This is a genomic window from Phenylobacterium sp., assembly GCF_041916435.1.
Classification (GTDB): domain Bacteria; phylum Pseudomonadota; class Alphaproteobacteria; order Caulobacterales; family Caulobacteraceae; genus Phenylobacterium.
This window is the reverse complement of the sequence record NZ_JAYRZM010000007.1, coordinates 194,943-218,834: the sequence shown is the minus strand read 5'-3', so window position 1 is coordinate 218,834 and position 23,892 is coordinate 194,943. Positions and strand designations below refer to the sequence as shown.

Genomic DNA, 23,892 nt, shown 5'->3' with positions numbered 1-23,892 from the left:
CCTAGGAGGACGGCGTGTCGCCCCCGAGGGCCTGGTAGAGCGTCGACATGTTCTGCAGGCGCGAAAGATCGTTCTGCAGCAGCGCGGTCTCGGCCGAGCGCTTGGATTCCTGGGCGTCCAGCCAGGTGCGCAGCGCCACGGCCCCCGCGTGATAGCGCACGCCGTAGAGCCGCTCAGCCTCGCTGGCCGACGCATAGGATTCCGCGAGCCGCTGGCCCTGGATGTCGAGCTGGGTGCGGGCCGAAAGCGCGTTGTCCACGTCGGCGAAGGCCGAGAGCAGCGACTGGCGGAAGTCGATCACCGCCTTTTCGTAGTCGGCCTTGGAGACCTTCAGGTTCAGCGAGAGCTGGTTGAAGTTCAGGAACGGCAGGGTCACGCCGACGCCCAGGGCCGTCACCGGGTCGGCCAGCACGTTGGAGAGCGACGAGCTGGAGCCCCCGGCCGAGCCGGTGAGCGTGATCTGCGGATAGAAGCTGGCGCGGGACGCATCGACGGTCGACAGGCTCCCGCGCAGACGAAGCTCGGCGGCGCGCAGGTCGGGACGGCGAGCAAGCAGCTCGGCGGGAACGCCCTCGGCCACGCCCGGCAGGGCGCCGGACGACAGGCCCTGGGGCTCGTCGTCCTGGGGCCAAGCCTGGCCGCCCAGCAGCAGGGCCAGGGCGTTGCGGGTCTCCACCCGTTGCTGCACCAGGGCGCTGAGCGCGGCCTCCTGGCTCTGAACGCTCTGACGGGCCTCGTTGAGTTCGATGCCGGAGACCGCGCCCGCGGCCTTCTGCGCCTCGACGAGGGCCAGCACCTGGCGGCTGTAGGCGACGCTTGCCTCGGCGCTGGCGATGCGCGCGTTGAGATAGCCGAGCGTCCAGTACTGGGTGAGCGTCTCGCCGATCAGGGCCAGGCGTGTGGCCTCCAGGTCCTGCGCGGTGGCCTTGGCCTCCCAGCGCGCGGCGTTGCGTTCGGCGCCCAGGCGGCCGAACAGGTCGGCCTCGTAGGACACCGAGGCCGAGGCGCTGGCCGAACGGGTGGTCTGGCCGTCCTGGCGGCTGGTGGACGCCGAGCCGTCCGCCGAGGCGTGCGGCAGGAGCTGGTCGGTCGCCAGGCTGGCCTGGAGCTGGGCGCGGCGCACGGTGATCGCCGCCGCGGCCAGGTTGTTGTTCCGGGCCAGCGCCTCCTGCACCACGCGGTCGAGCCGGGCGTCGCCGAAGGCGGCCCACCAGTCGCCCGAGGGCGCGGGCGTCGCCGCGGTCCCGCCGTGCGCGTAGCTCGCCGGAAACGCGCCGACCGCGCCCTTCACGTCGGCGGCGGGCGTGCTGGCGCAGCCGGCGAGCGCGGCGGCGACGATCAGGGCGGACAGGGAAACGGAGCGCATCAATCTCGGGCCAGGGCTGCGACGGGGTCGAGGCGCGCGGCGCTGCGGGCCGGCAGGAAGCCGAACACGACCCCGATCAAGGTTGAGCAGGCGAAGGCGGCGATGATCGACACCGCCGAATAGGCCAGCTTGAAGTTGCTGCCGAAGGCGCTGAACACCGCGCCGAAGGCGAGCGCGGCGAGCACCCCGAGAGCGCCGCCGAGCAGGCAGACCAGCACCGCCTCGATGAGGAACTGCTGCAGGATGTCGCCCTGCCGCGCGCCGACGGCCATGCGCACGCCGATCTCGGCGGTCCGCTCGGTCACCGACACCAGCATGATGTTCATCACCCCGATGCCGCCGACCACCAGCGAGATCACCGCGATGGCGGCGATCAGCGTGGTCATGGTCTCGGTCGTCGCAGTGATCGTCTGGCGGATCTGGTCGGTGTTGATGATGAAGAAGTCCTTGGTCCCGTGGCGCTTGGTCAGCAGCTTGACCACGCCTTCCTCGGCCGCGGCGCTCGGCGTGTCGTCGTTCACGCGCACGGTGACGCTGCGCAGGGTGGTGGTGCCGAGCATGCGCGCCTGGACGGTGGTGTAGGGCAGATAGACCGTCAGGTTCTCGCCGCCGCCGCCGAAGCTGTTGGATTGCGCCTTGGCCACGCCGATGATCCGCGCGGGCATGGAGCCGACCAGGATCACCTGGCCCACCGGGCTGCCAGGGAAATCCTTGAAGAAGGTCTCGCGCGTATTGTCGTCGATCACGACGTCCTGGGCGTAGCTCTTGATGCTGGCGTCGTCGAAGAACCGCCCCTGGGCGATCTCCATGCCGCGCACGCGGAAGTACTGATCGCCCACGCCGCTGGCCTGGCCGGACGCGGTGACGTTGCCGAAGCGCAGGGTGACGCTGGTCTGAACGATGGGCGTGACGCTGTCGACGTAGGGCTGCTTGGCCAGGGCGTCGGCGTCGGCCACCACCAGGGTGCGCACGGCGCCGGACCGCATGTCGCCGAAGTCCTTGCCGGGCATGATCTCCAGGGTGTTGGTGCCGATCGCGCTGATATTGGCCAGGACCTGCTGGCGCGAGCCCTCGCCCAGGGCGACCACCGACACCACCGAGGCGATGCCGATGATGATGCCCAGCATGGTCAGGAAGGTGCGCAGGCGGTGGGCGTTCATCGCCAGCACGGCCATGCGGAAGGCCTCGGTGAAGCGCGAGCGGTAGGCCTCCAGCGCCGTCTCGTGGCGGAAGGCGGGCGACAGGGCTTCCGGCGCCGGCGCCGGCTCGGGGCGCTCGGACTTGCGGGTGTCGGAGATGATCACGCCGTCGCTGATCTCGATGATCCGGTCGCAGGCGTCGGCGACGGACCGCTCGTGGGTGACGATGATGACCGTGCGGCCTTCGTCGTTCAGCTCACGGAGGATCTTCATGACCTCCGCGCCGCTGGTCGTGTCCAAGGCGCCCGTGGGCTCGTCGGCGAGCACGATCTCGCCGCCGTTCATCAGGGCCCGGGCGATGGAGACCCGCTGCTGCTGGCCGCCGGAGAGCTGGTTGGGCCGGTGGCCCATGCGGTCGCCGAGGCCGAGGCGCTCCAGAAGCCCCCTCGCCCGCTCGCGCCGCGCCTGGGTCGTCATCCCGGCGTAGATGGCCGGCACCTCGACATTGGCCGCCGCGTTCAGGTCGGTGAGCAGATGATAGCGCTGGAAGATGAAGCCGAAGCGCTCGCGGCGCAGGGCCGCCAGTTCGTCGGGCGACAGGCCGGCGGTGTCGACGCCGGCGACCCGATAGACGCCAGCGCTCGGCCGGTCCAGGCACCCCAGGATGTTCATCAGGGTCGACTTGCCCGAGCCGGACGCGCCGATGATGGCGACCATCTCGCCGGCGTCGATGGTCAGGTCGATGTCCTTCAACACCGTCAGCAGGCTGTCGCCGGCCGGGAAGGACCGGCGCAGATCCTTCAGCTCGAGGAGGGGAGCCGCCATGGTCAGAACCCGAACGGTCCCGCTGGGCGGCGCCGGCCGCCCGGCCCGTTGGACGCGGCCGTCGCGGATGCGGAAGACGTCTGGGCGAGCACCACCTTGTCGCCGGCGTTCAGGCCGGACAGCACTTGGGCCTTGGAGCCATCGTCGACGCCGATCTTCACCTGGCGCGGCGCGGGCCTGCCGTCCTCGCCCACGACCGTCACCTGGTAGGAGCCATCCCGCGCCTTGCTCCCCACGGCCGCCGAGGGAATGGTCAGCACGCCCTTGGCCTGGGCGAGCACGACATTGATCTGGGCCGTCATGAAGGTGCGCAGCCGCCCGTCGCTGTTGGGCACGTCGAACAGGGCGTTGTAGTAGATCGCCTCGGTGGACGAGCCGGTCGTGGAGATGTCGTCTTCGGTCTTGATCGTCTCCGGCGCGGGCTCCACGGCGCGCAGCTTGGCGTAGTAGCGCTTGTCCGGATCGCCGAGGATCGTGAAGTAGACCGGCAGGCCCGCGTGGACCTTGATCACGTCGGCCTCGGAGATCTCCGCCTTGACCGTCATGGTCGACAGGTCGGCCAGCTTGACGATGGTCGGCGCCGACTGGTTGGCGTTCACCGTCTGGCCCTGCTTGGTGACGATGGCCACCACCGTGCCGTCGATCGGCGCGCGGATCTGGGTGTAGCCCAGATTGATCTTGGCCGTTTCAACCGCGACGTTGGCGCTCGAGATCTGGGCGGTCAGGGCGGCGAGCTGGGCCTTGCCGGCCTTCTCGGCGGCCAGGGCGGCGTCGTACTCGGCCTGGGACGTGGCGTCGGCGGCCAGCATCTGCTTCTGCCGCGTCAGCGCCAGTTCGGCCTGGGCGAGGTTGGCCTGCACTTCCAGGCGCTGGGCGGTGTAGTTCGCCACCGAGGCCTCGGCCGTGCGCAGGGCGTTCTTCTGCGGCGCCGAGTCGATCTCGCCGATCAGTTCGCCCTTCTTCACCGTCTGGCCCAAGTCGACCTTGAGCGAGGTGAGCTGGCCGGACACCTGGGCGCCGACGCTCACCAGGGTCGAGGGTTCGAGCGACCCGGTGGCCAGCACCGTCTGCTCGACGTCGCCCTTGGCTGCGACGGCGGTGGCCATTTCCGGCCCCTTCGAGGCCGGGAAGAAAATCGCCTTCACGCCCCAGGCGGCCGCAAGCGCGACGAGGACGGCCACGGCGATGAGGAGGGTTTTGCGCTTGTCGAGCTTGTCGAACTTCATGGGTCCAGATGGGCGTGCGATCGCAGGAGCGGTCTGACTGAGCCGTGGCTATGGCGGAGAAGCGGCGACGGTTTGTCCGTCTTTGTCATTATGCAGGAAAGATATTTCGGACTTTGTCGAACGCGTCTCCTACAGGGCTTCGACACAAGAAATTTCGCCGCGTTTTACCGTTTGCAGCCATGATCCAGCGCATGGACGCCTCCGAAGCGCACCTTTTGATCGTCGATGACGACCGCGATATCCGCCAGTTGCTGGCCGAGCAGCTTTCGGAGGCGGGCTACGCCGTCTCGACCGCCGCGGACGGGGTGGAAATGCGCCGCGTGCTGGCCGCCGGCGGCGTCGACCTGATCGTGCTGGACCTGAACCTGCCGCGGGAGGACGGCCTGTCGCTGTGCCGCGAGGTGCGGTCGAACGCGACGACGCCGATCATCATGCTCACCGCCCGGGGCGAGCCGATCGACCGAATCCTGGGCCTGGAGATGGGCGCGGACGACTATCTGCCCAAGCCGTTCGAGCCGCGCGAACTCCTGGCCCGCATCCGCAGCGTGCTGCGCCGGGCCCAGGCCCTGCCGGCCAACATGGAGCCGCTGTCGGCCAAGCGCGCGCGATTCGCCGGCTGGACGCTGGACTTCGAGCACCGGCACCTCACCGACCCGAGCGGGCGGGTGGTGATGCTGTCCGGCGCGGAGTTCAAGATGATGCGCATCCTGGTGGAGCACGCCAACCGCGTGCTGAGCCGCGAACAGCTCCTGGCCCTGGGCGACGTGAAGCCCGGCGAGGCGCTGGACCGGGCCGTCGACCTGCAGATCAGCCGCCTGCGCCACAAGCTGCGCGACGATTCGCGCGCGCCGACCCTGGTGAAGACCGTGCGCAATCAGGGCTACGTGCTGGCCGCGCCGGTGAGCCTGGAATGAGCCGCCTGGCCGCCTTCTTCGCCTCCATGGCCGGCCGCATCTTCCTGGTGCTGCTGCTGGGCGTGGCGGTGTCCGCCTCCCTGGCGCTCGGCCTGGCGGACTTCAAGCGGCGCGCCGATCTCAACCGCCTGCACCTGGAGCGGGCGGCCGATCGCACCCAGGACTTCGTCAGCACGCTCAACAACACCTCCGAGCCCGTGCGCGGCCGGCTGGCGGCGAAGGGCGCGCGGGGGGTGCGTCCGGCGCCCGCCGGGCCCGACGACGGCAAGACCGATCCGGAGTTCACCGCCCTGCTGGCCACGCGCCTGGGATCCAAGGCGCAGGTGCGCGCCGCGAGCGCGGACCTCGCCATCTGCGCCCGCTCGTGGGGCCGCGACGGCGCCAGGTTCACCCAGCAGGCCGCGTCCGACAGGAACGAGCTGCCGCCGGGCGTGGAGCCGCCGCAATGCTGGATCGTCACCCTGAAGCTGGATGACGGAACGCCGCTGCGCCTGGCCGTCGACACCCCGCCGCGCCTAGTGGGCGAGAGCCGCGCGTTCGATCCGATCTACCTGGCGATCCTGGCCGCCGGCGTCTGCATCATGGCGCTGATCGTCGCCCGGATGGCCGCCGCGCCGCTGCGCAATCTGGCCGAGGCCGCCGACGACCTGGGCCGGGACCTCAATCACGCGCCGCTTGTCGAAGGCGGCCCCACCGAGGTCGCCGCCGCGGCGAGCGCCTTCAACAGCATGCAGACCCAGCTCCAGGAGCATGTCGCCGGCCGCACGCAGATGCTGGCGGCGATCACCCACGACCTGCAGACGCCCCTCACCCGCCTGCGCCTGCGCCTGGAGAAGGTGACCGATCCGGCGCTGAAGGCCCGGCTGGTGGCCGATCTGGCGGCGATGCAGGACCTGGTGCGCGAGGGCCTGGACCTGGCGCGCAGCCAGCAGACCGTCGAAGCCGTCGCCCGCGTCGACCTGGACTCGCTGCTGGAAAGCCTGGTGGCCGACGCCGTGGACGCGGGCGAGACCGCCCGGCTGGCGAAGGGCGCGGGCGCCGACGTGCGCGCCCGGCCACAGGCGCTGCGCCGCTGCATCTCCAACCTGATCGACAACGCCCTCACCTATGGCGGCGACGCGGAGGTGTCGGCGAGCGCCGAGCGCGACACGGTGGTGGTGCGTGTCCGCGACCATGGCCCGGGCCTGCCGCCGGACAAGCTGGAGGCGGTGTTCGACCCGTTCATGCGCCTGGAGGATTCGCGATCGCGCGAAACCGGCGGATCGGGGCTGGGCCTGACCATCGCCCGCGCCCTGGCCGAACGGAACGGCGGCTCGCTGACGCTGCGCAACCACCCTGAGGGCGGCCTGGAGGCGGTCCTCACCCTGCAGGCGATCTAGAGGCTCACCAGCCGAAGCCGACGGAACGCACGAACGGCAGGCCCTGCAGCCGGGTCCTGAGCGCCTCGGCCTGCCCCACGGCCAGCCCGGAGGCGCGGATGACGGTGCGCGCGGCGTGGACGGTGGCCGAATGGTCGACCGTCTCCACGGCGGCCTGCTGCACCATGAACGGCCCGAGCAGTCTTACGAGGGCGTCGCCGTCCGGATCGGACTCGACGACGAAGCGAAATTTCGGAACGTCATCCACGAGCCGGCTCCGCGGATTTGAGCGCGCCGACCGCGTAGCTCTCCTGAGCCAGCAGCGCCCCGTCGGCGTCGAAGGCGCGGAAGCGCAACTCCGGCCCGCGGCCGTGCAGGTCTTCGCGCGACCAGACCAGCTCCTTGGCCACGTCGCCGGGCCAGGCGCGGGCGACGGCGTCCTCCAGGCTGAACAGGCGCGCGACGCCGCCCTGGGCGAACAGGGTCGCCTCCAGGCGGTCGGCCGCCCGGGCGCCCAGCGCCTGGACGAAGCGCCCGACGGCGCTGGCGACCGCTGAGGGGTCGAGAACAAGGTCTTGAGATGAAGGCATGGCTGGATCCTTTGGCTTTGGGGGTTGGGATCCGGCGGGCGCGCAACAAAAAACCCCGCGTCCTGGTTGGAGCGGGGTTCTGATCTTGCGATCCGCCGGCGAGTTGTCAGGTCGCGCGCGTTCGCCCCGGTCCGACGATGGAGGGGGTAATTTTCATCATGGTCATGGTCGCGCAGGCGATCGCCATCGGCCGCGCGAAGGCGGTCTCGAAGAGGCGGTGCTGGCCAGCGGAAAGGAACATGATCAAGCCGAATTGGAACGACGAGGCAGGCCTTAGCGCATCCGCGCCGATTTGGGAACCTTCAGGGGCCGGAAAGCCCCTCGCCCTCATTCAGCACCCCGCCGGCGGCGAGCACGCGGCGCAGCGGCTCCAGGCCCGCGCCGTAGCGGCGCCAACGGCCGATCGAGGAGGAATAGAGCGGCTGGCGCACCTGGACGGAGCTGGCGGTGGCGACCGGGGCCGCGTTCTCGTGAAAGGCCAGGCAACGCTCGTCCCAGGGCAAGCCGCAGAACGCCAGGAGCCGGCGCGTCTGCCCCTCCTGGTCGGCGACGATGTCCTCGTAGGCCGCCTCGGTGAAGCGGTCCGCCGGCAAGACGTCGCGCCAATGGGCCACCAGGCGGTCGAAGCCCAGGTAGTAGCGCCCCACGTCCTCCAGATCGAAGGCGTAGTTGTAGTAGGAAAAGCCGGTCGCGAAGAGCTGGCGGAAGTTCGACAGGCAGGCGTCCATCGGCTCGCGGCGCAGGCAGATGATGCGCGCGTTCGGCAGGGCCCTGTGGATGAGCCCGGCGTAGAGGACGTTGAGCGGCATCTTGTCGACGAAGCGCGGCGTCGAGCCGGTGAGCGGACGGGTGCTCTCCACATAGGCCGCGCCGATGGCCGCCAGGTCGAGCCCGCCCGCCGCCTTGAGGGTCTCCACGTCCAGGACCAGGTTCGAGGGCGTGCGCGCGGCGCGTTTCAGGAGCAGCGCGAAGTTGGTGAGCTCTCCGGCCGACACGACGTCCGGATGGCTGGAGAGGATGCGGTCCACCAGGGTCGTGCCCGTCCGCGGCAGGCCGACGACGAATATGGGCTCCTCGGAGGGGCAGCCGTTCACGACGGTCCCCGGCGTGAAGGTCTCCATGGCCGCGGCGAACAGCGCCTCGTCGACCGCCGGATCGTAGGCCACCGCGCGGCGCTTGGCCGCCTTGGCGCGCAGCAGCCAGTCGAGCGAGGACGGATGCTCGCCGAGGTCTTCGCAGGACTTGGCCAGGGCGTGACCCAGGTGCAGCGCCCGATCCGGATCGTCGGACGGGCGGGCGATCAGCGCCTCCAGCTCGGCGATGAAATTCGTCTCAGGCGTCTGGCGGGCCAGCTGGACGCGCGAGGACCAGGCCCGGTGCAGTTCCGGATCGATCGACAGGGCGGCGGCGTAGGCCGCCTCGGCGCCGGAGAAGTCGCCGGCGAACTGGCGGGCGGCGGCCAGGTTGTACTGGAAGCCGGCGTTGTCGGGCGCCAGGCGCGCCGCGCGCTCGAAGTAGTCCAGCGCCCGGGCGTGCTGCCCGGCGCGGGCGAACACCACGCCCAGCGTGTCCAGCGTCAGCGCGTCGGTCGGCGCGAGTTCGACGGCGCGGTCGGCGGCCGCCAGCGCCGGCGGACGCTCGTTGAGGGCGATGAGGGCGCGGGCCAGATGGGCGTGGTGGCGCGCCACGCCGGGCGCCAGCTCCGCCGCCCGCTCGAACAGTTCGGCCGCCCGGCCGGGGTTGTCGTGGTCGGCCGCCAGCACGCCCAGCAGGAACCAGGCGCGGGCCTCGCCAGGGTCGGCCTTGAGGGCTTCCATGCACAGGCCGTGAGCCTCGCGGTAGGCCCCTTTCGCCATCAGCGCTTCGGCGCGGGCCAACCCTGCAATGGCCTCAGTCAATGACCAAAACCTCGTTTTTAAAGCATACGCGCGTACAATTTCGTCATATTTCAACAATTGGCGCCGCACTGCAACAATCGCCTTGAAGGCGTTACAGACCGAGGCGGACCCTTCCCCCATCGCAGCCACCGGAGGGGGATATGCTGTCAAACAAGTCATCGTTTCGAGCCGCGCTCCTCGGCTCCATCAGTATGCTCGCCCTGCCGGTGGCCCTGGCCCCGGCGCACGCCAGCGCCGCCGACGCGGCCGCTTCGGACTCCAATGAAGTCTCCGAAATCGTCGTCACGGCCACGCGCCGCGACACCACCGTCCAGGACGCCCCGATCAACATCGCCGCGGTCGGCGCCCAGCAACTGGAGCAGCAGGGCCTGACCGATCTCAACGCGGCGGCCAAGTGGGTGCCGGGCGTCTTCATCGTCGACCAGGGCGCCCGCCAAGGTAACAACATCGTCGTACGCGGCCTGAACGCCAGCGGCCTGGGCTCCAACGACGGCAACAACGACGGCGGCGGCCGCGTGGCCACCTACGTGGGCGACATCCCGCTGTTCGTCGACCTGAAGCTCAACGACATGCAGCGGGTGGAATTCCTGCTGGGCCCGCAGGGCACGCTCTACGGCGCCGGCACGCTCGGCGGGGCGATCCGCTACATCCCCAACCGCCCCGACTTCAGCAAGCCGGAGCTGATCGTGCGCGGGTCGGCCTACGGCTATTCGCACGGCTCCGATCCCAGCACCGACGTGGGCTTCACGTTCAACAAGCCGCTCACCGACAGTTTCGCCGTGCGCGGGTCGATCGACTGGCTGAACGACCAGGGCTTCATCGACCAGCCGTTCCTGGTGAACGAGGTGGGCGTTTCGAACGCCGACCCCGACTTCACCGACCCCGCGGCGGTGAAGGCCAACCTGCACAGGAAGCGGGACGTCAACACCGAGGACACGCTCTCGGCGCGCCTGGGCCTGCGCTGGAAGCCGATCGACGCCCTCGACATCAACCTGACCTACTACCTGCAGGACGCCAAGGTGGGGGGCCGGCAGATCTCCAGCTACATGGTCTCCGACTTCCCGGTGAAGATCGACAAATGGGAATCGGCGACCCGCGTGGAGGAGCCGATCCGACGCAAGAACGAGTTGCTCGCCCTGGAGGCCACCGCCGACCTGGGCTTCGCCGAACTGACCTCGGCCACGGGCTACTCGCGCTACAAGTCGCTCGGCCAGCGCGACCAGACCGACCTCCTGATCAGCCTGGAGTACAGCTACGAGGCGTTCCCGACCTTCAGCGCCTACACGCAGGAATACGACAAGGAAGAGAACTTCGTTCAGGAAGTGCGGCTGGTCTCCAAGAACGAAGGGCCGCTGAGCTGGATCGTCGGCGGCTTCTACGACCGCAAGCGCATCAGCTCCTACAGCAAGGAGTTCACGCCGCACTACGACCAGTACCTGGTCGACATCGGCCTGGGCGTGCAGCTTCGCCCGGACATGGTGGAGTACTACAGCCCCTTCCAGAGCCTGCTGAAGGAGGAAGCCGCCTTCGGCGAGGTCTCCTACCAGCTTACGCCCAAGTGGCAGATCACCAGCGGCGCCCGCTACTACAAGTACGACTATTCCACCCGCAGCACGGCCGATATTCCGCTGTGGAACACGGTGGTGAACGGCCGCACGCCCGTCGACCTGTTGCTGAACGACTTCGAACTGGGCGGCCAGAGCGACAACGGCTGGCTGTTCAAGTTCAACACGTCCTACAAATTCACGCCTGAGGTGATGGCCTACTTCACCTTCAGCGAGGGCTACCGCATCGGCAGCTCGAACGGCGTCGCGGCCTGCCCCGACCCGCTGCCGACGAACCAGATCGTCTGCGCCCTGCCCAACGAAATGGACTACCAGCCGGACAAGACCGAGAACTACGAGCTCGGCCTGCACAGCCAGTGGTTCGACAAGCGCCTGACGCTGAACGGCGACGTCTACTACATCAAATGGAAGAGCCCGCAGGTGGACTCGGCCACCCAGAACGGCCTGCAGCCGATCACGGTGAACGGCGGCGACGCCGTCTCGAAGGGCTTCGAGATCAGCCTGGCGGCCGACATCACGCCGAACTTCACCGTCCGCGGCAGCTACGCGCACAACGTCTCGGAATTCGTCGAGACCACGCTGAACCTGATCCCCTACATCACCCCGCCGGGCTATCAGTCGACGCTGCAGTACGCCGACGGCGAGGACGGAGACCGCCTGCCCGGCTCTCCGGAGGACCAGGGCACCCTCTTCGCCCGCTACACGGTGCCGCTGAGCAACGGCTGGGACATGGCCTTCAACTACGGCTTCACGGCCGCCGGCGACGTCCTGACCCGCGCGGGATCGAAGGGGGGCGGCTACGTGCTGCCGGCCTATGTGATCCACAACTTCAGCGCCGAGCTGTCGGGCGACAAATGGACCGCCACCTTCTTCGTCGACAACCTGTTCGACGCCTTCGTGCGGACCGGCGCGCGCGGGACGCCGGCCTACAACCAGATCGTCTACGACGAGAACGGCGATCCTCACTACGAGCGCTCGTTCTTCTTCAACGTGCTGCCGCCCCGCAAGGTGGGGCTGCGCTTCACCCGATCGTTCTAGAGGGGGGTGTGACGGGGCGGGCTTCGGCCCGTCCCGTTCGCTTTGGCGACGAAGGCCGCCACTGATCGGCGGGCCGCGCTCAGCCCGGCGTCTGGGCGAGCATCTTGGTGACGAGATAGGCCGAAAGGCCCTCCATGCCGCCCTCGCGGCCGAAGCCGCTGTCCTTCACGCCGCCGAACGGCGCCTCGGGCCCGCCGATGGCGAAGGTGTTGACCCCGACCATCCCCGCCTCGAGGGCGCGGCCGACGAAGGCGGCGGTCTCGTGCGAGCGGGTGAAGGCGTAGGCGGCCAGGCCATAGGGCGTGCCGTTGGCGCGGGCGATCACCTCGTCGCGGTCCGTGAACGGAGCGATCACCGCCACCGGCCCGAACGGCTCCTCGCGCAGGATGCGCGCGTCTTCCGGCGCGTCGGTGACGACCGTGGGCGCATAGAAGTAGCCGCGGTTGCCCAGGCGCTCGCCCCCCGCGCGGATGGTCGCGCCTTCGGCCCGCGTCTCCTCGATCAGCGCGCCGATCGCCTCGAGCCGGCGGTCGTGGGCGAGCGGCCCCATCTGGGTGCGCGGATCCGTCCCGTCGCCGACCACGATCGACTTGGCGGCCTCCACGAAGGTCTCGACGAAGGCGTCGTAGGCGGACTGCTCCACATAGAAGCGGGTCGGCGAGACGCAGACCTGGCCGGCGTTGCGGTACTTGCCCTGGACCAGGGTGCGGGCGAGCGCCACCGGGTCTACGTCGCCGAAGACCAGCACGGGCGAGTGGCCGCCGAGCTCCATGGTCGCCGGCTTCATTTCAGCCGCGGCCATCGCGGCCAGTTGCTTGCCGACCGGCACCGAGCCGGTGAACGAGATCTTGCGGATCACCGGCGAGGCGATCAGGTGGGCCGAGATCTGCGGCGGATGGCCGAGCACGAGATTGAGCACCCCGGGCGGCAGCCCCGCATCGGCCAGGGCCTGGACGAGGCCGGCGGCCGGGCTCGGCGCGTCCTCCGGCCCCTTCAGCACCATCGAGCAGCCGGCCGCGAGGGCGCTGCCGATCTTGGCCGCCGCCTGGGAAGCCGGGAAGTTCCAGGGGGTGAAGGCCGCCACCGGCCCGATCGGCTCGCGCGTGGCCAGCCAGGTCAGGTTCGGCACGTTGGCCGGGATGACCCGGCCATAGGCGCGCCGCCCCTCCTCCGCCGCCCACTCGAACCCGCGCGCGCAGTTGCCGATCTCCATGCGCGCCTGCTCGATGGGCTTGCCCTGCTCGGCGGTCAGGGTCGCGGCCAGGACCTCGAGCCGCTCGCGAATGAGCGCGGCGGCCTTGCGCAGGACGTCCGAGCGCGCCTGGGGCGCCCAGTCGCGCCAGATGCGGAAGCCCGCGGCGGCCGCGTCCAGGGCTTCATCCAGGTCGGCGGCGGTGGCGACGGCGTGGCGGCCGATCGGCGCCTCGGTGGCCGGATTGACGATCGGCAACCAGTCGTCGCCCGCCCCGGCCGTCCATCGGCCGGCGATGAACAGGCGGCATTCGTGGGCGGCTGCGGCGGCGGGCTTCAGCGCCTGGGCCGTCAAGACGCGCCCTCCGTCCGGGCCTGTGGCTGGGTCGTGGCCGGGTATTCGTTCACCGCCTTGCGCTTGAACGGATTTTCCTTGTGAATCGGGAAGTTGATCTCGATTTCTCCCTGCACGATCTTCTTGCGCAGGTGCTTGGCGCCGTTGACGCTGAAGCCCGCCAGGTGATCGCCTGAGACGATGCGGTTGTACTTGGCCGGATTGCCCTCGGAGACGAAGGCCGGCAGGGGCTCGATCACCGTGTGATAGTCGACGGTGATGAACAGCGGGATCGAGTAGCGCTCCTTGCCGGTGTTCACCACCCGGTGCTGGGTGGCCTTGAAGCGGCCGTTGGTCCAGCCTTCCAGCAGGTCGCCGACGTTGACGACGAACGTGCCCGGGATCGGCGGGGCCGAGATCCATTCGTCGGCGGCGTTCATCACCTGAAGCCCCGGCCCGGCCGTGTGCAGGATCGTGAAGCATTCGAAGTCGGAGTGCGCGCCGATGCCCAGGTGATCGTTGTCCATGGGCATTTCGTTGGGCGGATAGTGCAGCAGCCGCAGTTGCGAGGGCGCCTTCGTGGACCGCTCGGCGAAGAAGTCCCTGGGCAAGCCCAGGCGCATGGTGAAGGCCTCGAACAGAAGCTGACCCAGTTCGATGACCGCGTCGTAATAGGCCATCACCTCTTCGCGGAAGCCGGGAATCCAGTCCGGCCACTGGTTAGGCACCAGCATCAGGTTGCCGGCCCGGAAATCCGGGTCGTCCTCCGGCAGCTCCAGGGCCACGTCGAAGGCCGCGTGCAGCCGCGGCTTGGTCAGGTAGTCGTGGTCGGGATTGGGTTCGACCAGGCGGTAGAGCTCCGGATCGCCGTCGTCGTCGTCCTTGGTCACCGGCACCCACCCGCGGGTGCCCGGCGAATGGCGGATATGGACGCGCTCCTTGTCCTTCACCGGCGAATAGTGGAACCGCCGCGACAGCTCGTAGGTGCGGTCGATCAGCGCCTGCGGCACGCCATGGCCGGCGATGTAGAAGAAGCCCACCGTCTCGCAGGCGCGCCCGATCTCGTCGGCGGTCGCCTGCTTGGCTGCGGGGTCGTCCCCCCGCAGGGCGGAGATGTCGATCACCGGAATGGAATCGAAGGGCACGAGCTTGGCGCCCATGTCGCCCATCTGTTCGGAAACGCCATCCGCCATGACCGATCCCCTCGTAGACGCCGGACGCCCACTCCTTTCGCCGGACGCCGCAGGCAGAGTGGCGCAATTCGCCAGCGTCGCCCGGCCTATCTGGGAAGCAGCGCGAAAATCGCCCCTCAGTAATACGAACTGCACAGAACGTAGTCGCCGCGCCTAGCGCCGGCGCCGAAGCGAGGAGCAGATTCCAGGGGGTTTTCGAGGGCCGGACGACGCGCTTGCCAGCCGCCTGGGCCGATGTCGTCGTGAACGCAGATCGCACGGGATCAACCTCGGAGACCGCGTCATGGCCGAACACAGCGAGCGACGTCGCCTATCCGGCATCGCACCGCGCGGGAGCGGGTTTGGACTGGACCGACGTCGATTGCTGAGCGCCGGCGCGGCCGCCGCGGGCCTGGGCCTGGGCCTGCTGAGCGGCTGCTCGCCGGGTGGATCGGCCGCTGGCGGCGGCGGCCGCAGCCTCAGGGTCTCGGCCTATGGCGGCAACTTCGAAGAGGCGATGAAGACCTACGTCTATCCGGTCTTCACGGCCAAGACCGGCATCCGCGTGGACTCCCAGCCGCAGCCGGCCGGCGTGCAGTTCCTGCTGCAGCTCATCGAGGCCAACAAGGCCGGCCAAGCCCCCATGGACGTATGCATCGCGGCGGCCACCGACGTGATGCGGGGCCGCAAGGCGGGCCTTTGGCGGACCTATGACGCGGCCAAGCTGACCAACCTGGGCAATCTGACCGACAACTACATCGCCAAGAGCCCGCAGGGGATCGACGGCGTCGGCGCCCTGGGCTGGTACATGACGATGGTCACCAACCCGAACCTGATCCAGCCAGACCCGACCTCGTGGGAGATCTTCTGGGACCCGAAGTATCCGAACGCCTGGGGCCTGTCCGGCGGCGGCCAGAGCGGGATGTACGAGATCACCGCCCAGACCTACTTCGGCGGCACCGAGATCCTGAACACCGAGGACGGCATCCGCCAAGTGGCCGCCAAGATGGCCGGCCTGAAGCCCAACACCAAGCTGTGGTGGGAATCGGAAGGCACGATGCAGACCGCGCTGGAGAACGGCGAGGTCAAGGGCGGGGTCTACTTCGCCGACGTGGCGCAGACGCTGAAGGCCTCAGGCACGCCGCTGAAAGTGATCTATCCGAAGGAAGGGCCGGTCATCGACTTCGGCAGTTGGTGCCAGCCCACCAGCTCCACCAAGACCGAGGAGGCGCTGGAGTTCATCAACTTCATGCTGACCCCCGAGGCCCAGGGCCTGGTCTGCACCAAGGTCCACGCCCCGCCGCTGATCCGCCAGGAGCTCCTGACCGTCTCGCCGGAGGAACTGGCCAAGACCGTGAGCCCCGTCCCGCCCATCGCCGTCAATCTCCAGGCCCGCTTCGCCCACCTCGATTTCATGGTGAGCCAGTTCACCGCGATGGTCGCGAGCTAGGAGAAGCGCGATGTTCGGACTTGAGCTGCGCGACCTGACGAAGCTCTACGGCGCGCACGCCGCCGCCGACAGCGTTTCACTCACCATTCCGCACGGCCAGTTCGTGTGCCTCCTGGGCCCGTCGGGATGCGGCAAGACCACCGTCCTGCGGATGATCGCCGGGCTGGAGGCGCCCAACGCCGGATCGATCCTGCTCAACGGCCGGGAGATCACCCAGGAGCCGGCCAACGTGCGCCGCTTCGGCATGGTGTTTCAGTCGCTGGCGCTGTTTCCGCACCTCGATGTCGGCGAGAACATCGCCTACTCGATGCGGCTGCGGGGCCTGGATGCGCGGCGGCGCGCCGAGCGCGTGGAGGAGCTGCTCGATCTGGTCCGGCTGAGCGGATACCAGAAGCGCGCCATCACCCAGCTTTCCGGCGGACAGCGCCAGCGCGTGGCTATCGCCCGGGCCCTGGCCCAGGAGCCGCCGGTGTTCCTGCTGGACGAGCCCTTCTCGGCGCTGGACGCCAAGCTGCGCGAGGAGATGCAGGTGGAGCTGCGGCTGCTTCAGCAGCGGCTGAAGATCACCACCATCCTGGTCACCCACGACCAGCGCGAGGCCATGAGCATGGCCGACAGCATCGTCGTGATGGGCGACGGGCGCGTGCAGCAGCACGACGCGCCGATCTCCATCTACAAGAACCCGGCCAACCGCTTCGTCGCCGACTTCATCGGCGCCAGCAACCTGCTGCCCGTCGAGGTGATCGACGCGGCGACGGTGCAGTTCGGCGAGCAGGCCTTCCGCGTGACCGGCGCCGGCCAGGCCCTGGCCAGGGGCGCGGCCACCCTGTCGATCCGTCCCGAGGACATCCTGATCAGCCGCAGCGGCGGCGCCTGCTGCAACGAGGTCTCCGGCACGATCTCGCTGGTGCGCGACATGGGCGCCAGCATCGAGGTCCGCGTCGACTGCGACGGGCGCCAGATCCTGGGCGTGGTGCAGCCGCGCGACTGGATCGGCGCCTCGCCGGGCGAGATCGCCCATGTGGGCCTGCCGGCCGCCCAATGCCGGGTGCTGGCGGGATGACCGCCCTGGCCGTCGAGGACACGCCCGGCGCGCGCGGCGCCGGCAAGAGCCTGCGGCGGCGGCTGGCGCTGTTCGCCCTGCTCGCCGCGCCCGGCGCGTTCGTGGCGATCATGGGCCTCGTGCCCGCGGGCCTGCTGATCCAGCTCAGCTTCGCGCACCGGGTGGAAGGCGGGCTCTGGTCGCCGGGCTTCGAGCTGACCCAATACGCCCAGGTCGCCTCGCCCCTGCTCATGCGGGTGATGGCCTTTTCGCTGACCTTGGCGCTGTGCACCGCCGCGATCGTCGTCAGCATCGCCTTCCCGGCCGCCTATTTCATCAGCCGTATGAGGCGGCGCGGCCAAGTGGCTTGGCTGATCTATCTCTTGTCGACGCTGTCGCTGTCGGAAGTGCTGATCGTCTTCTCGTTCCAGGTGCTGCTCTCGACCAGCGGCTCCCTGGCCAAGACGCTGACGGCGTTGGGCCTGCTGGCCGAAGGCCAGTCGCTCTATCCCAACTTCGCGGCCGTGCTGGCCTGCCTGGTCTATCTGGTCCTGCCCTATGTGATCCTGTTCTTCTATCCGGCGGTGTCGCGCATCGACGAGGAGATCGAACAGGCCGCGGCGACCATGGGCGCCTCGCGGTTCCACACCTTCATGACCGTGGTCCTGCCGATGATGCGCGGGACCATCTTGGCCGGCGTGCTGCTGGTGGTGATCTTCACCGTCGGCTCGTATCTGACGCCGCTGGTGCTCGGAAAGCCGCAGACCTGGACGGTGGCCATCCACATCTCCAATGCGGCCATGCAGGCGGCGAACCTGCCGCTCGCCGCGGCCGAGGCCGTGGCCGTGGTGGTGGTGATGATCGCGCTCCTGATCCTGTCCCGCTGGCTCACGCGCAACGAGGCCGCCGCATGATCGTCCAGGCGTTCGGACACTGGCTGCGCCGCGGCTTCATGAGCCTGCTGGCGCTGTTCATCGCCTCGCCCCTGGTGGTGGTGGCCGCGGTTTCGTTCAACGACAGCCGCCGCATGGCCTTCCCGCCGACCGAGATCAGCCTGCGCTGGTACAAGGCCTTCTTCGCCGACGCCGGCTGGATGCGCTCGCTGGAGACCTCGGCGACGATCAGCGGCTTCGTGGCGCTGACCACCGTCATCCTGGCGCTGCCGGTGGCCTATGCGATCTGGCGCTACAACGCCGCGGCCGCCAAGGCGATCGCCGCGCTCGGCTCGGGCATGGTGCTGATCCCGGGCGTGGTGTCGGCCCTGATGCTCTCGGCCTTCTGGGGCGTGACCGGCCACGTGGGGCGGATCGAAAATGTGGTGCTGAGCCACAGCGTGGTGATGCTGTGGATTCCCCTCACCCTGCTGACCATCGGCTTCCAGGCCATCGACCGCTCGCACGTGGAGGCGGCCCAGACCATGGGGGCCAGCGACAGCGACACGTTCCGCACGGTGGTGCGGCCGGCGATCACGCCCTATGTGCTCTGCGCGCTGATCTTCGTCTTTGTACTGAGCATCAACGAGTACCTGATCGCCTACATGGTGGCGGGCTTCTCGGTGCAGACCCTGCCGATCCGCATCTTCACCAGCATGCGCGCGGGCTATGAGCCGACCATGTGCGTGGGGGCGGTGCTGTTCATGATCCTGGGCTTCACGGCCTTCAACCTGATCGCGCGGATGGCCGACCTGCCCAAGCTGATGGGCCGCCAGCGTCCGCTGGAGAGCTGAGGCCCGATGACCGAGCATGTGGATCCCGCCCTCACCGGCGTGTGGCGACGCGAGGTGATCACCACGCCCAGCGGCTATCGTGACGAGACCACCCGGGTCTTCTGGCTGCAGACGCGAAGCTGGTACGCCGACATCCGCGTGCCGGCCGCGCGGCCGGGCCGACCGCAGGGCGCGGGCCTCGCCGACTACACGGCCGAGGAGCTGGTCGAGCTGGCCGCCATGCAGGGCTTCGCCGGCGAGCTGAGCGCCGACGCGACGATCTGCCGGTGGCGGCGCGACGTGGACTTCCAGCCGCCCAGCCCCTCGCCCGACGAAGGGACATGGGAGCTCGACGGCGAGGTGATGATCGAACGCGGGATCCACGCCGACTATGAGGAGATCTGGCGGCTGCAGCCGCAGAGCCGCGGCGCACTGATCGCCTTCGAGCTCGCCGGGGACGCCGCCGCGCCAGGACGCAAGGGCCTGTTGGTGATCGCCGGGGACCACTTCCTGTCGATCCAGGGTCGCGTGAGCCCCCTGCCGGTCGGTGAAACGCTGAAGGAGATCGTGGAGGCCGCGCTCGCCCGCGGCGACCTTGAGGCCGCCCACGCGGCGCTGTCCATGCCGATCGCGTACGGACGGATCGCCGGCGCCGCCGCGCCCTGGCAGGTCACGCTGTCGACGTGGCCCTGGCTTGAGGGACAGAGCCTGTGGCCGGCGGGCGCCGCGAGCTTCGACCAGAGCGCCCAAACCTTGCGCCTTTCAGGCTCAGACCTTGATCAAGCCTGGCGCCTGCTCGACAGTTCCGAGGAGATCAGCCAAATCAGCCGCTGTTTGCGCCTGCCCGCCACCATGGCGGCGCCGGGATAGGAGAACGCCATGCCTGACGACGCCGCGGCGCATTCCCGCCTGTCGCCGACGCGCGCGTCTGACGAGACGCCTGCGCTGGCCCGGATCGGCGTGAGCCTGCCTGCGCAGCTCCTGGCCGAAGTGGACGAAATGGTCGCCCGCCGCAAACTGCCCGGGCGCTCGCAACTCATCGCCGAGCTGATCCGCCATGAACTGGCGGACCTGGACGACGCGGCCGCCGACGACGTGCTCGCCGGCACGATCACCCTGATCTACAAGGCCGAGAGCGGTCGCATCCGGCACGCGCTGGCGCGGGTGCAGAGCGAGTACCTGGAGGAGGTGATCTCCTCGCAGCACGTCTTCCTGGAACAGGACCGCTCGCTGGAGGTGCTGCTGGTCCAGGGTTCGGCCGAGCGGCTCACGGCGCTATGCGACCGCCTGCGGGCCCTGCGCGCCGTCCAGCAGCTCAAGCTGGTGACGACCACCGCGCTGCTGCCGCCGCTGCACGCGCACAGCGTCGGCTAGAAGGCGGCGCGGGCGCCGAAGCCGTCCTTCAGGGCGAGCTGGTAGAGCGCCCAGGCGCTCGACAGGTCCTGCACGATGCTGCCGAGGGACTTGTAGACCGTGAGCTCTTCCGGCGAGCGGCGGCCCTCCAGCGATCCGTCGAGCACCTGGCCGATCTCGCCCAGCACATGATCGTCGCCGACGAGCCCCTTGGCCTTGGCGCGCAGGAACTCCGCGCCCTGGGCCAGCACCGACGGGCGATGGTCGGCGAACAGGCGGGCGCGCACGACCAGATCGTCGTCCACCTCCACCGGCCCCGCCCGGCTGGAGCCCACCAGGTTGACGTGCGCGCCGGGCGCCAGCCATTCCCCCAGCAGCACCGGCTCGGCGGACGCCGTGACCGTGCAGACGATGTCGGCCCCGGCCACCGCCTCGCGCGCGGACGCCGCGGCGCGGATCGGCAGGCCCAGCTCGGCGCCGACCCGCCGCGCGAACGCCTCGGCGCGGTCGGCGGACCGTCCCCAGACGACCACCTCGCTCAGCGCCCGCACCTTGGAGATCGCGGCCACGTGCGTCTCGGCCTGCTCGCCATAACCGAGCACCGCCAGGCGCGAGGCTTCCGGCCGGGCGAGCGCGTCGGTGGCGACGGCCGAGGCGGCGGCCGTGCGCACGGCGGTCACCTCGCCCGCATGCACCATGGCCGCCGGCGCGCCGGTGTCCGGGTCGAAGATCGCCACGACGCCCTGATGCGACTGAAGCCCCTTGGCGAAGTTTTCCGGGAAGACGCTGATCAGCTTGGCGCCGAACACCTCGTGCGGGCCCATGGCGCCGGGCATGACACCGAAGGCCCGGCCTTCGTCCAGGTCGATGATCCCGCGCAGGAGCTGGCGCGTGCGCCCGCTGGACAGGGCGACCATGGCCTCGCGCACCAGGGGGATGCAGACGTCGTAGGTCAGCCGCCGCCGGACCTCTTCGCGGCCGATGATGATCAGTTCGCTCATGACGACGCCCCCTCCCGCCGCTCGCCAAGGCCGACTCGGCCGGCGGACCCGCGGAACCAAGCACGCCGCCGTCAGGGGCGCAAAGTCCGGTGCAGGATATCGATCGCCGGGCCGTCAGGACCGTTCGAGACGCGCGCCTCGACGCCATAGGCGCGGTCGAGCGCGGCCGGCGTCAGCGCCTCCAGCGGCGCGCCTTCGGCCAGGACCCGACCGTCCACCAGCAGGAGCACGCGGTCGGCCACCCGCGCGGCGAGCGACAGGTCGTGCAAGGTCAGGATCACCCCCCTGCCCTCCTCGTGCGCCAGTCGGCGGAAGAGATCGCAGGCGTCGAGCTGATGGCCAGGGTCGAGGCCCGTGAGCGGCTCGTCGGCCAGGAGCCAGGCGGGATCGCCGGCCAGCGCCCGCGCGATCAGCACCCGCGCCCGTTCGCCGCCGGATAGGGTCGTCACGTCGCGGTTGGCGAGGCCGGTGACATTGGCCGAGATCATGGCCCGGTCGATCGCGGCCGCGTCTTCCGCCGACAGGCCGCGCGCGCCGATGTAGGGCGTGCGGCCCAGGCCCACCAGGACGCGGGTCTCCACCGCCCAGGCGATCTCGGGCGTCTGCGGGATGAAGCCGAGCCTGCGCGCCCGGTCGCGCGGCGCCAGCCGCCGCAGATCCTGGCCGTCGAGCCGGACGATCCCCGCATCCTGGCGGCGCAGCGCGGCCAGGCAGGCGAGCAGGGTCGACTTGCCGGCGCCGTTCGGGCCGAGGATGACGGCGACCTGGCCCGGCTGAAAGGCGGCGCTCACGCCATCGAGAACCGTCCGGGCGCCGAAGCGCACCCGCAGCCCTTCGGCTTCCAGGCCGCTCACGCCAGCCTCCGGCGCATGGAAAACAGCAGGCCGAAGAAGAAGGGCCCGCCCAGCGCCGCCATGGCCACGCCAAGCTTCAGCTCGGCGGCGGCCGGGGTCAGGCGCACGGCGATGTCGGCGGCGAGCACCAGGATCGCGCCGCCGAGGGCGCTGGGGATCAGCAGCGCGCCGGGCCGCGCGCCGACGACGGGCCGCAGCAGATGCGGAACGATCAGGCCCACGAAGCTGACCACGCCGGTGACGGCGACGCTGGCGCCCGCGGCCAGGGCGACGCCGACAGCAAGCAAGCCGCGCACCCGGCCAAGGTCGATCCCCAGCGATTGGGCGCCGGTCTCGCCGAGCGTCAGGGCGTCGAGCGCTCGCCCGGTGAGCAAGAGCAGCGCGCAGCCGGCCAGGATGAACGGGGCGGCCAGCGCCACGTCCGCGCTGCTGCGGTCGGCGAGCGACCCCATCAGCCAGTTGATGATCTCGGCCGAGGCCCAGGGGTTGGGCGCCAGGCTGAGCGCCAGGGCGACGCCGGCCGCGGCCATGGTCTGCAGGATCACGCCGGCCAGCACGAAGGCGACGACGCTGGACGAGGCGCCCGCGAGCGCCAGCAGCAGCAGGACCGCGATCAGGGCGCCGGCCATGGCGGCCGCGGCGATCACCCAGCTCGCCTGGGCGCCGGCGCCGAAGTAGAGCGTGAGCACCGCCCCAAGCGCGGCCATGGACGACACGCCAAGGGCTCCGGGATCGGCCAGCGGATTTCGCGTGTAGCCCTGCATGGCCGCGCCCGACATGCCCAGGCCCGCGCCGATGAGGATCGCCAGCGCCGTGCGCGGCGCACGCAGCTCGAAGATGATCGACCAGCGCGGATCGGCCCGGTCCGTCCAGGCGGCGAACGGAACCCACACGCGCCCGGCCTGCAGGCTGAGCATGGCCAGCAGCGCGATCAGCGCCAGCAGGCCGGCGAACACCAACGGTCGCGGCGCGCGCCTCATGAGCGCCACCGTCCCGCGCCGGCCGCCAGGACCGCGCGCCGGGCCGTGGCCAGCATGGCGGCGGTTTCGATCAGCACCGGACCGCCGCAATACATCAGCCGCTGGGGGAACGGCTCGACATGCACGCGCCGCGACAGGCGCTTGAACGCCGGGTGGCTGAGAACGCGGTCCGCCCATGCCGGCGCCCCCGGCTTCGGCCGGCCGGAGAGGATCAGGTCCGGCGGATCGGCGACCAGCGCCTCCAGCGGGATGTTGCCGCTTTGCTTCAGGCCGTAGCGCGCCGCGGCGTTGTCGAGGCCGGCCCTGGCCATCATCTCGTCCATCAGCGTGCCCCTGGCCGAAGCGAAGCCGGCGGACTGGTAGACGACCGCGGACAGGCGCGGCTCGCCCGGCCCGGGTTCGGAACCGGCGATGGCGGCGCGGATCTCGGCGATGAGGCGCTCGCCGCGCCCGGGGTGGCCAAGGGCGGCGGCGGCCTGAGCCACCTGGGCCAGGCTCGCCTCGATCGTTTCCGGCAGGTCGAACAGCTCCAGCCTTACGCCCAGCCGCCGCAACGCCGAACGCGTCGCCGCTGAGGAGTAGCGCGCCATCAGCACAAGGTCGGGGCGGACCGCCACCACCTCCTCGGCGGTGTCGTGGATGATCGGCAGGTCGCGTCCCGCCGGCCCGACGTTGGAACTCGCGGGGTCGTGGGCGTAGCGGCTGAGCGCGGCGATCTGCGAGCGGTCGGCCAGGCGCACGACGAGCACGTCCAGGCAGGGGTTGAGCGAGACCACCCGCCGCGGCGCCGGGGCCGCGGCGAAGGCCGGAGCGGCCGCGGCGGCCACGAGGCCCCCGGCCGCGACGCGGCGGGTGATCCTCGAAGACGCCAGCGGCCGGTCCAAGCCCGCC

Annotated in this window: 22 protein-coding genes; 9 read left to right on the top strand and 13 right to left on the bottom strand. The window is 70.1% G+C overall.

The window, feature by feature from the left end; translation table 11 throughout:
* Position 1: 1 nt before the first annotated feature.
* From ACE3TA_RS20380 to ACE3TA_RS20370, 3 genes are read right to left on the bottom strand one after another with little or no spacing between them, the layout of a single operon-like run.
* Positions 2 to 1,366 (bottom strand): efflux transporter outer membrane subunit, encoded by a 1,365-nt coding sequence (locus tag ACE3TA_RS20380; protein ID WP_374576172.1) that lies wholly within the window; start codon positions 1,364 to 1,366, stop codon positions 2 to 4.
* Positions 1,366 to 3,330, bottom strand: a complete 1,965-nt coding sequence (locus tag ACE3TA_RS20375; RefSeq protein ID WP_374576171.1) for a MacB family efflux pump subunit — start codon at positions 3,328 to 3,330, stop codon at positions 1,366 to 1,368. Before ACE3TA_RS20375 ends, ACE3TA_RS20380 begins: the two co-directional genes overlap by 1 nt.
* 2 nt (positions 3,331 to 3,332) lie before the next feature.
* Positions 3,333 to 4,556, bottom strand: a complete 1,224-nt coding sequence (locus tag ACE3TA_RS20370) for an efflux RND transporter periplasmic adaptor subunit (RefSeq protein ID WP_374576170.1) — start codon at positions 4,554 to 4,556, stop codon at positions 3,333 to 3,335.
* Between the two features lie 191 nt (positions 4,557 to 4,747).
* Here ACE3TA_RS20370 and ACE3TA_RS20365 point away from each other — a divergent pair, with 191 nt between their 5' ends.
* Both ACE3TA_RS20365 and ACE3TA_RS20360 read left to right on the top strand, forming a co-directional pair.
* Positions 4,748 to 5,470: a response regulator gene (locus ACE3TA_RS20365; RefSeq protein WP_374576169.1), complete on the top strand. Its 723-nt coding sequence runs from the start codon at positions 4,748 to 4,750 to the stop codon at positions 5,468 to 5,470.
* Positions 5,467 to 6,849: an ATP-binding protein gene (locus tag ACE3TA_RS20360; protein ID WP_374576168.1), complete on the top strand. Its 1,383-nt coding sequence runs from the start codon at positions 5,467 to 5,469 to the stop codon at positions 6,847 to 6,849. Before ACE3TA_RS20365 ends, ACE3TA_RS20360 begins: the two co-directional genes overlap by 4 nt.
* Before the next feature lie 4 nt (positions 6,850 to 6,853).
* On the opposite strand, the gene ACE3TA_RS20355 is transcribed toward ACE3TA_RS20360, so the two are convergent.
* The 4 genes from ACE3TA_RS20355 to ACE3TA_RS20340 form a co-directional block, all read right to left on the bottom strand.
* Positions 6,854 to 7,096 carry a hypothetical protein gene (locus ACE3TA_RS20355; protein WP_374576167.1) on the bottom strand — a complete coding sequence of 81 codons (243 nt, stop codon included), beginning with the start codon at positions 7,094 to 7,096 and terminating at the stop codon, positions 6,854 to 6,856.
* Entirely contained in the window at positions 7,089 to 7,418 is a 330-nt protein-coding gene (locus ACE3TA_RS20350; protein WP_374576166.1) for a hypothetical protein, read from the bottom strand. Before ACE3TA_RS20350 ends, ACE3TA_RS20355 begins: the two co-directional genes overlap by 8 nt.
* 106 nt (positions 7,419 to 7,524) lie before the next feature.
* A complete protein-coding gene (locus tag ACE3TA_RS20345; protein ID WP_374576165.1) occupies positions 7,525 to 7,659 on the bottom strand; it encodes a hypothetical protein in 135 nt (44 codons plus the stop codon).
* Positions 7,660 to 7,720: 61 nt separating this feature from the next.
* Positions 7,721 to 9,436, bottom strand: coding sequence for a sulfotransferase (locus ACE3TA_RS20340; protein WP_374576164.1), 1,716 nt, complete (start codon positions 9,434 to 9,436; stop codon positions 7,721 to 7,723).
* Between the two features lie 71 nt (positions 9,437 to 9,507).
* Here ACE3TA_RS20340 and ACE3TA_RS20335 point away from each other — a divergent pair, with 71 nt between their 5' ends.
* Positions 9,508 to 11,919: a TonB-dependent receptor gene (locus tag ACE3TA_RS20335; RefSeq protein WP_374576163.1), complete on the top strand. Its 2,412-nt coding sequence runs from the start codon at positions 9,508 to 9,510 to the stop codon at positions 11,917 to 11,919.
* Between the two features lie 79 nt (positions 11,920 to 11,998).
* On the opposite strand, the gene ACE3TA_RS20330 is transcribed toward ACE3TA_RS20335, so the two are convergent.
* Positions 11,999 to 13,465, bottom strand: coding sequence for an NAD-dependent succinate-semialdehyde dehydrogenase (locus ACE3TA_RS20330; RefSeq protein ID WP_374576162.1), 1,467 nt, complete (start codon positions 13,463 to 13,465; stop codon positions 11,999 to 12,001).
* Entirely contained in the window at positions 13,462 to 14,637 is a 1,176-nt protein-coding gene (locus ACE3TA_RS20325) for an isopenicillin N synthase family dioxygenase (protein WP_374576161.1), read from the bottom strand. The genes ACE3TA_RS20330 and ACE3TA_RS20325 overlap by 4 nt, the downstream gene beginning before the upstream one ends.
* Positions 14,638 to 14,998: 361 nt before the next feature.
* Here ACE3TA_RS20325 and ACE3TA_RS20320 point away from each other — a divergent pair, with 361 nt between their 5' ends.
* The 6 genes from ACE3TA_RS20320 to ACE3TA_RS20295 are packed head-to-tail and all read left to right on the top strand — an operon-like array spanning position 14,999 to position 20,187.
* Positions 14,999 to 16,066 (top strand): PotD/PotF family extracellular solute-binding protein, encoded by a 1,068-nt coding sequence (locus ACE3TA_RS20320; protein WP_374576160.1) that lies wholly within the window; start codon positions 14,999 to 15,001, stop codon positions 16,064 to 16,066.
* 10 nt (positions 16,067 to 16,076) lie between these two features.
* Positions 16,077 to 17,129 carry an ABC transporter ATP-binding protein gene (locus ACE3TA_RS20315; RefSeq protein WP_374576159.1) on the top strand — a complete coding sequence of 351 codons (1,053 nt, stop codon included), beginning with the start codon at positions 16,077 to 16,079 and terminating at the stop codon, positions 17,127 to 17,129.
* Entirely contained in the window at positions 17,126 to 18,022 is an 897-nt protein-coding gene (locus tag ACE3TA_RS20310) for an ABC transporter permease (protein WP_374576158.1), read from the top strand. Before ACE3TA_RS20315 ends, ACE3TA_RS20310 begins: the two co-directional genes overlap by 4 nt.
* The gene (locus ACE3TA_RS20305; RefSeq protein WP_374576157.1) at positions 18,019 to 18,834 is read left to right on the top strand and encodes an ABC transporter permease; all 816 of its coding nucleotides are present in this window, start codon (positions 18,019 to 18,021) and stop codon (positions 18,832 to 18,834) included. Before ACE3TA_RS20310 ends, ACE3TA_RS20305 begins: the two co-directional genes overlap by 4 nt.
* A gap of 6 nt (positions 18,835 to 18,840) precedes the next feature.
* Positions 18,841 to 19,683 (top strand): hypothetical protein, encoded by an 843-nt coding sequence (locus ACE3TA_RS20300; protein ID WP_374576156.1) that lies wholly within the window; start codon positions 18,841 to 18,843, stop codon positions 19,681 to 19,683.
* 9 nt (positions 19,684 to 19,692) lie between these two features.
* Positions 19,693 to 20,187 (top strand): CopG family ribbon-helix-helix protein, encoded by a 495-nt coding sequence (locus ACE3TA_RS20295; protein ID WP_374576155.1) that lies wholly within the window; start codon positions 19,693 to 19,695, stop codon positions 20,185 to 20,187.
* On the opposite strand, the gene ACE3TA_RS20290 is transcribed toward ACE3TA_RS20295, so the two are convergent.
* The 4 genes from ACE3TA_RS20290 to ACE3TA_RS20275 form a co-directional block, all read right to left on the bottom strand.
* Complete coding sequence (locus ACE3TA_RS20290; protein WP_374576154.1) at positions 20,184 to 21,167, bottom strand: ornithine cyclodeaminase family protein; 984 nt, start codon at positions 21,165 to 21,167, stop codon at positions 20,184 to 20,186. The two genes, ACE3TA_RS20295 and ACE3TA_RS20290, sit on opposite strands and share 4 nt — an antisense overlap.
* A 71-nt stretch (positions 21,168 to 21,238) precedes the next feature.
* Entirely contained in the window at positions 21,239 to 22,021 is a 783-nt protein-coding gene (locus ACE3TA_RS20285; protein WP_374576153.1) for an ABC transporter ATP-binding protein, read from the bottom strand.
* Positions 22,018 to 23,001: a FecCD family ABC transporter permease gene (locus ACE3TA_RS20280; RefSeq protein WP_374576152.1), complete on the bottom strand. Its 984-nt coding sequence runs from the start codon at positions 22,999 to 23,001 to the stop codon at positions 22,018 to 22,020. The genes ACE3TA_RS20285 and ACE3TA_RS20280 overlap by 4 nt, the downstream gene beginning before the upstream one ends.
* A complete protein-coding gene (locus ACE3TA_RS20275; protein ID WP_374576151.1) occupies positions 22,998 to 23,885 on the bottom strand; it encodes an ABC transporter substrate-binding protein in 888 nt (295 codons plus the stop codon). The genes ACE3TA_RS20280 and ACE3TA_RS20275 overlap by 4 nt, the downstream gene beginning before the upstream one ends.
* Positions 23,886 to 23,892 lie beyond the last annotated feature (7 nt).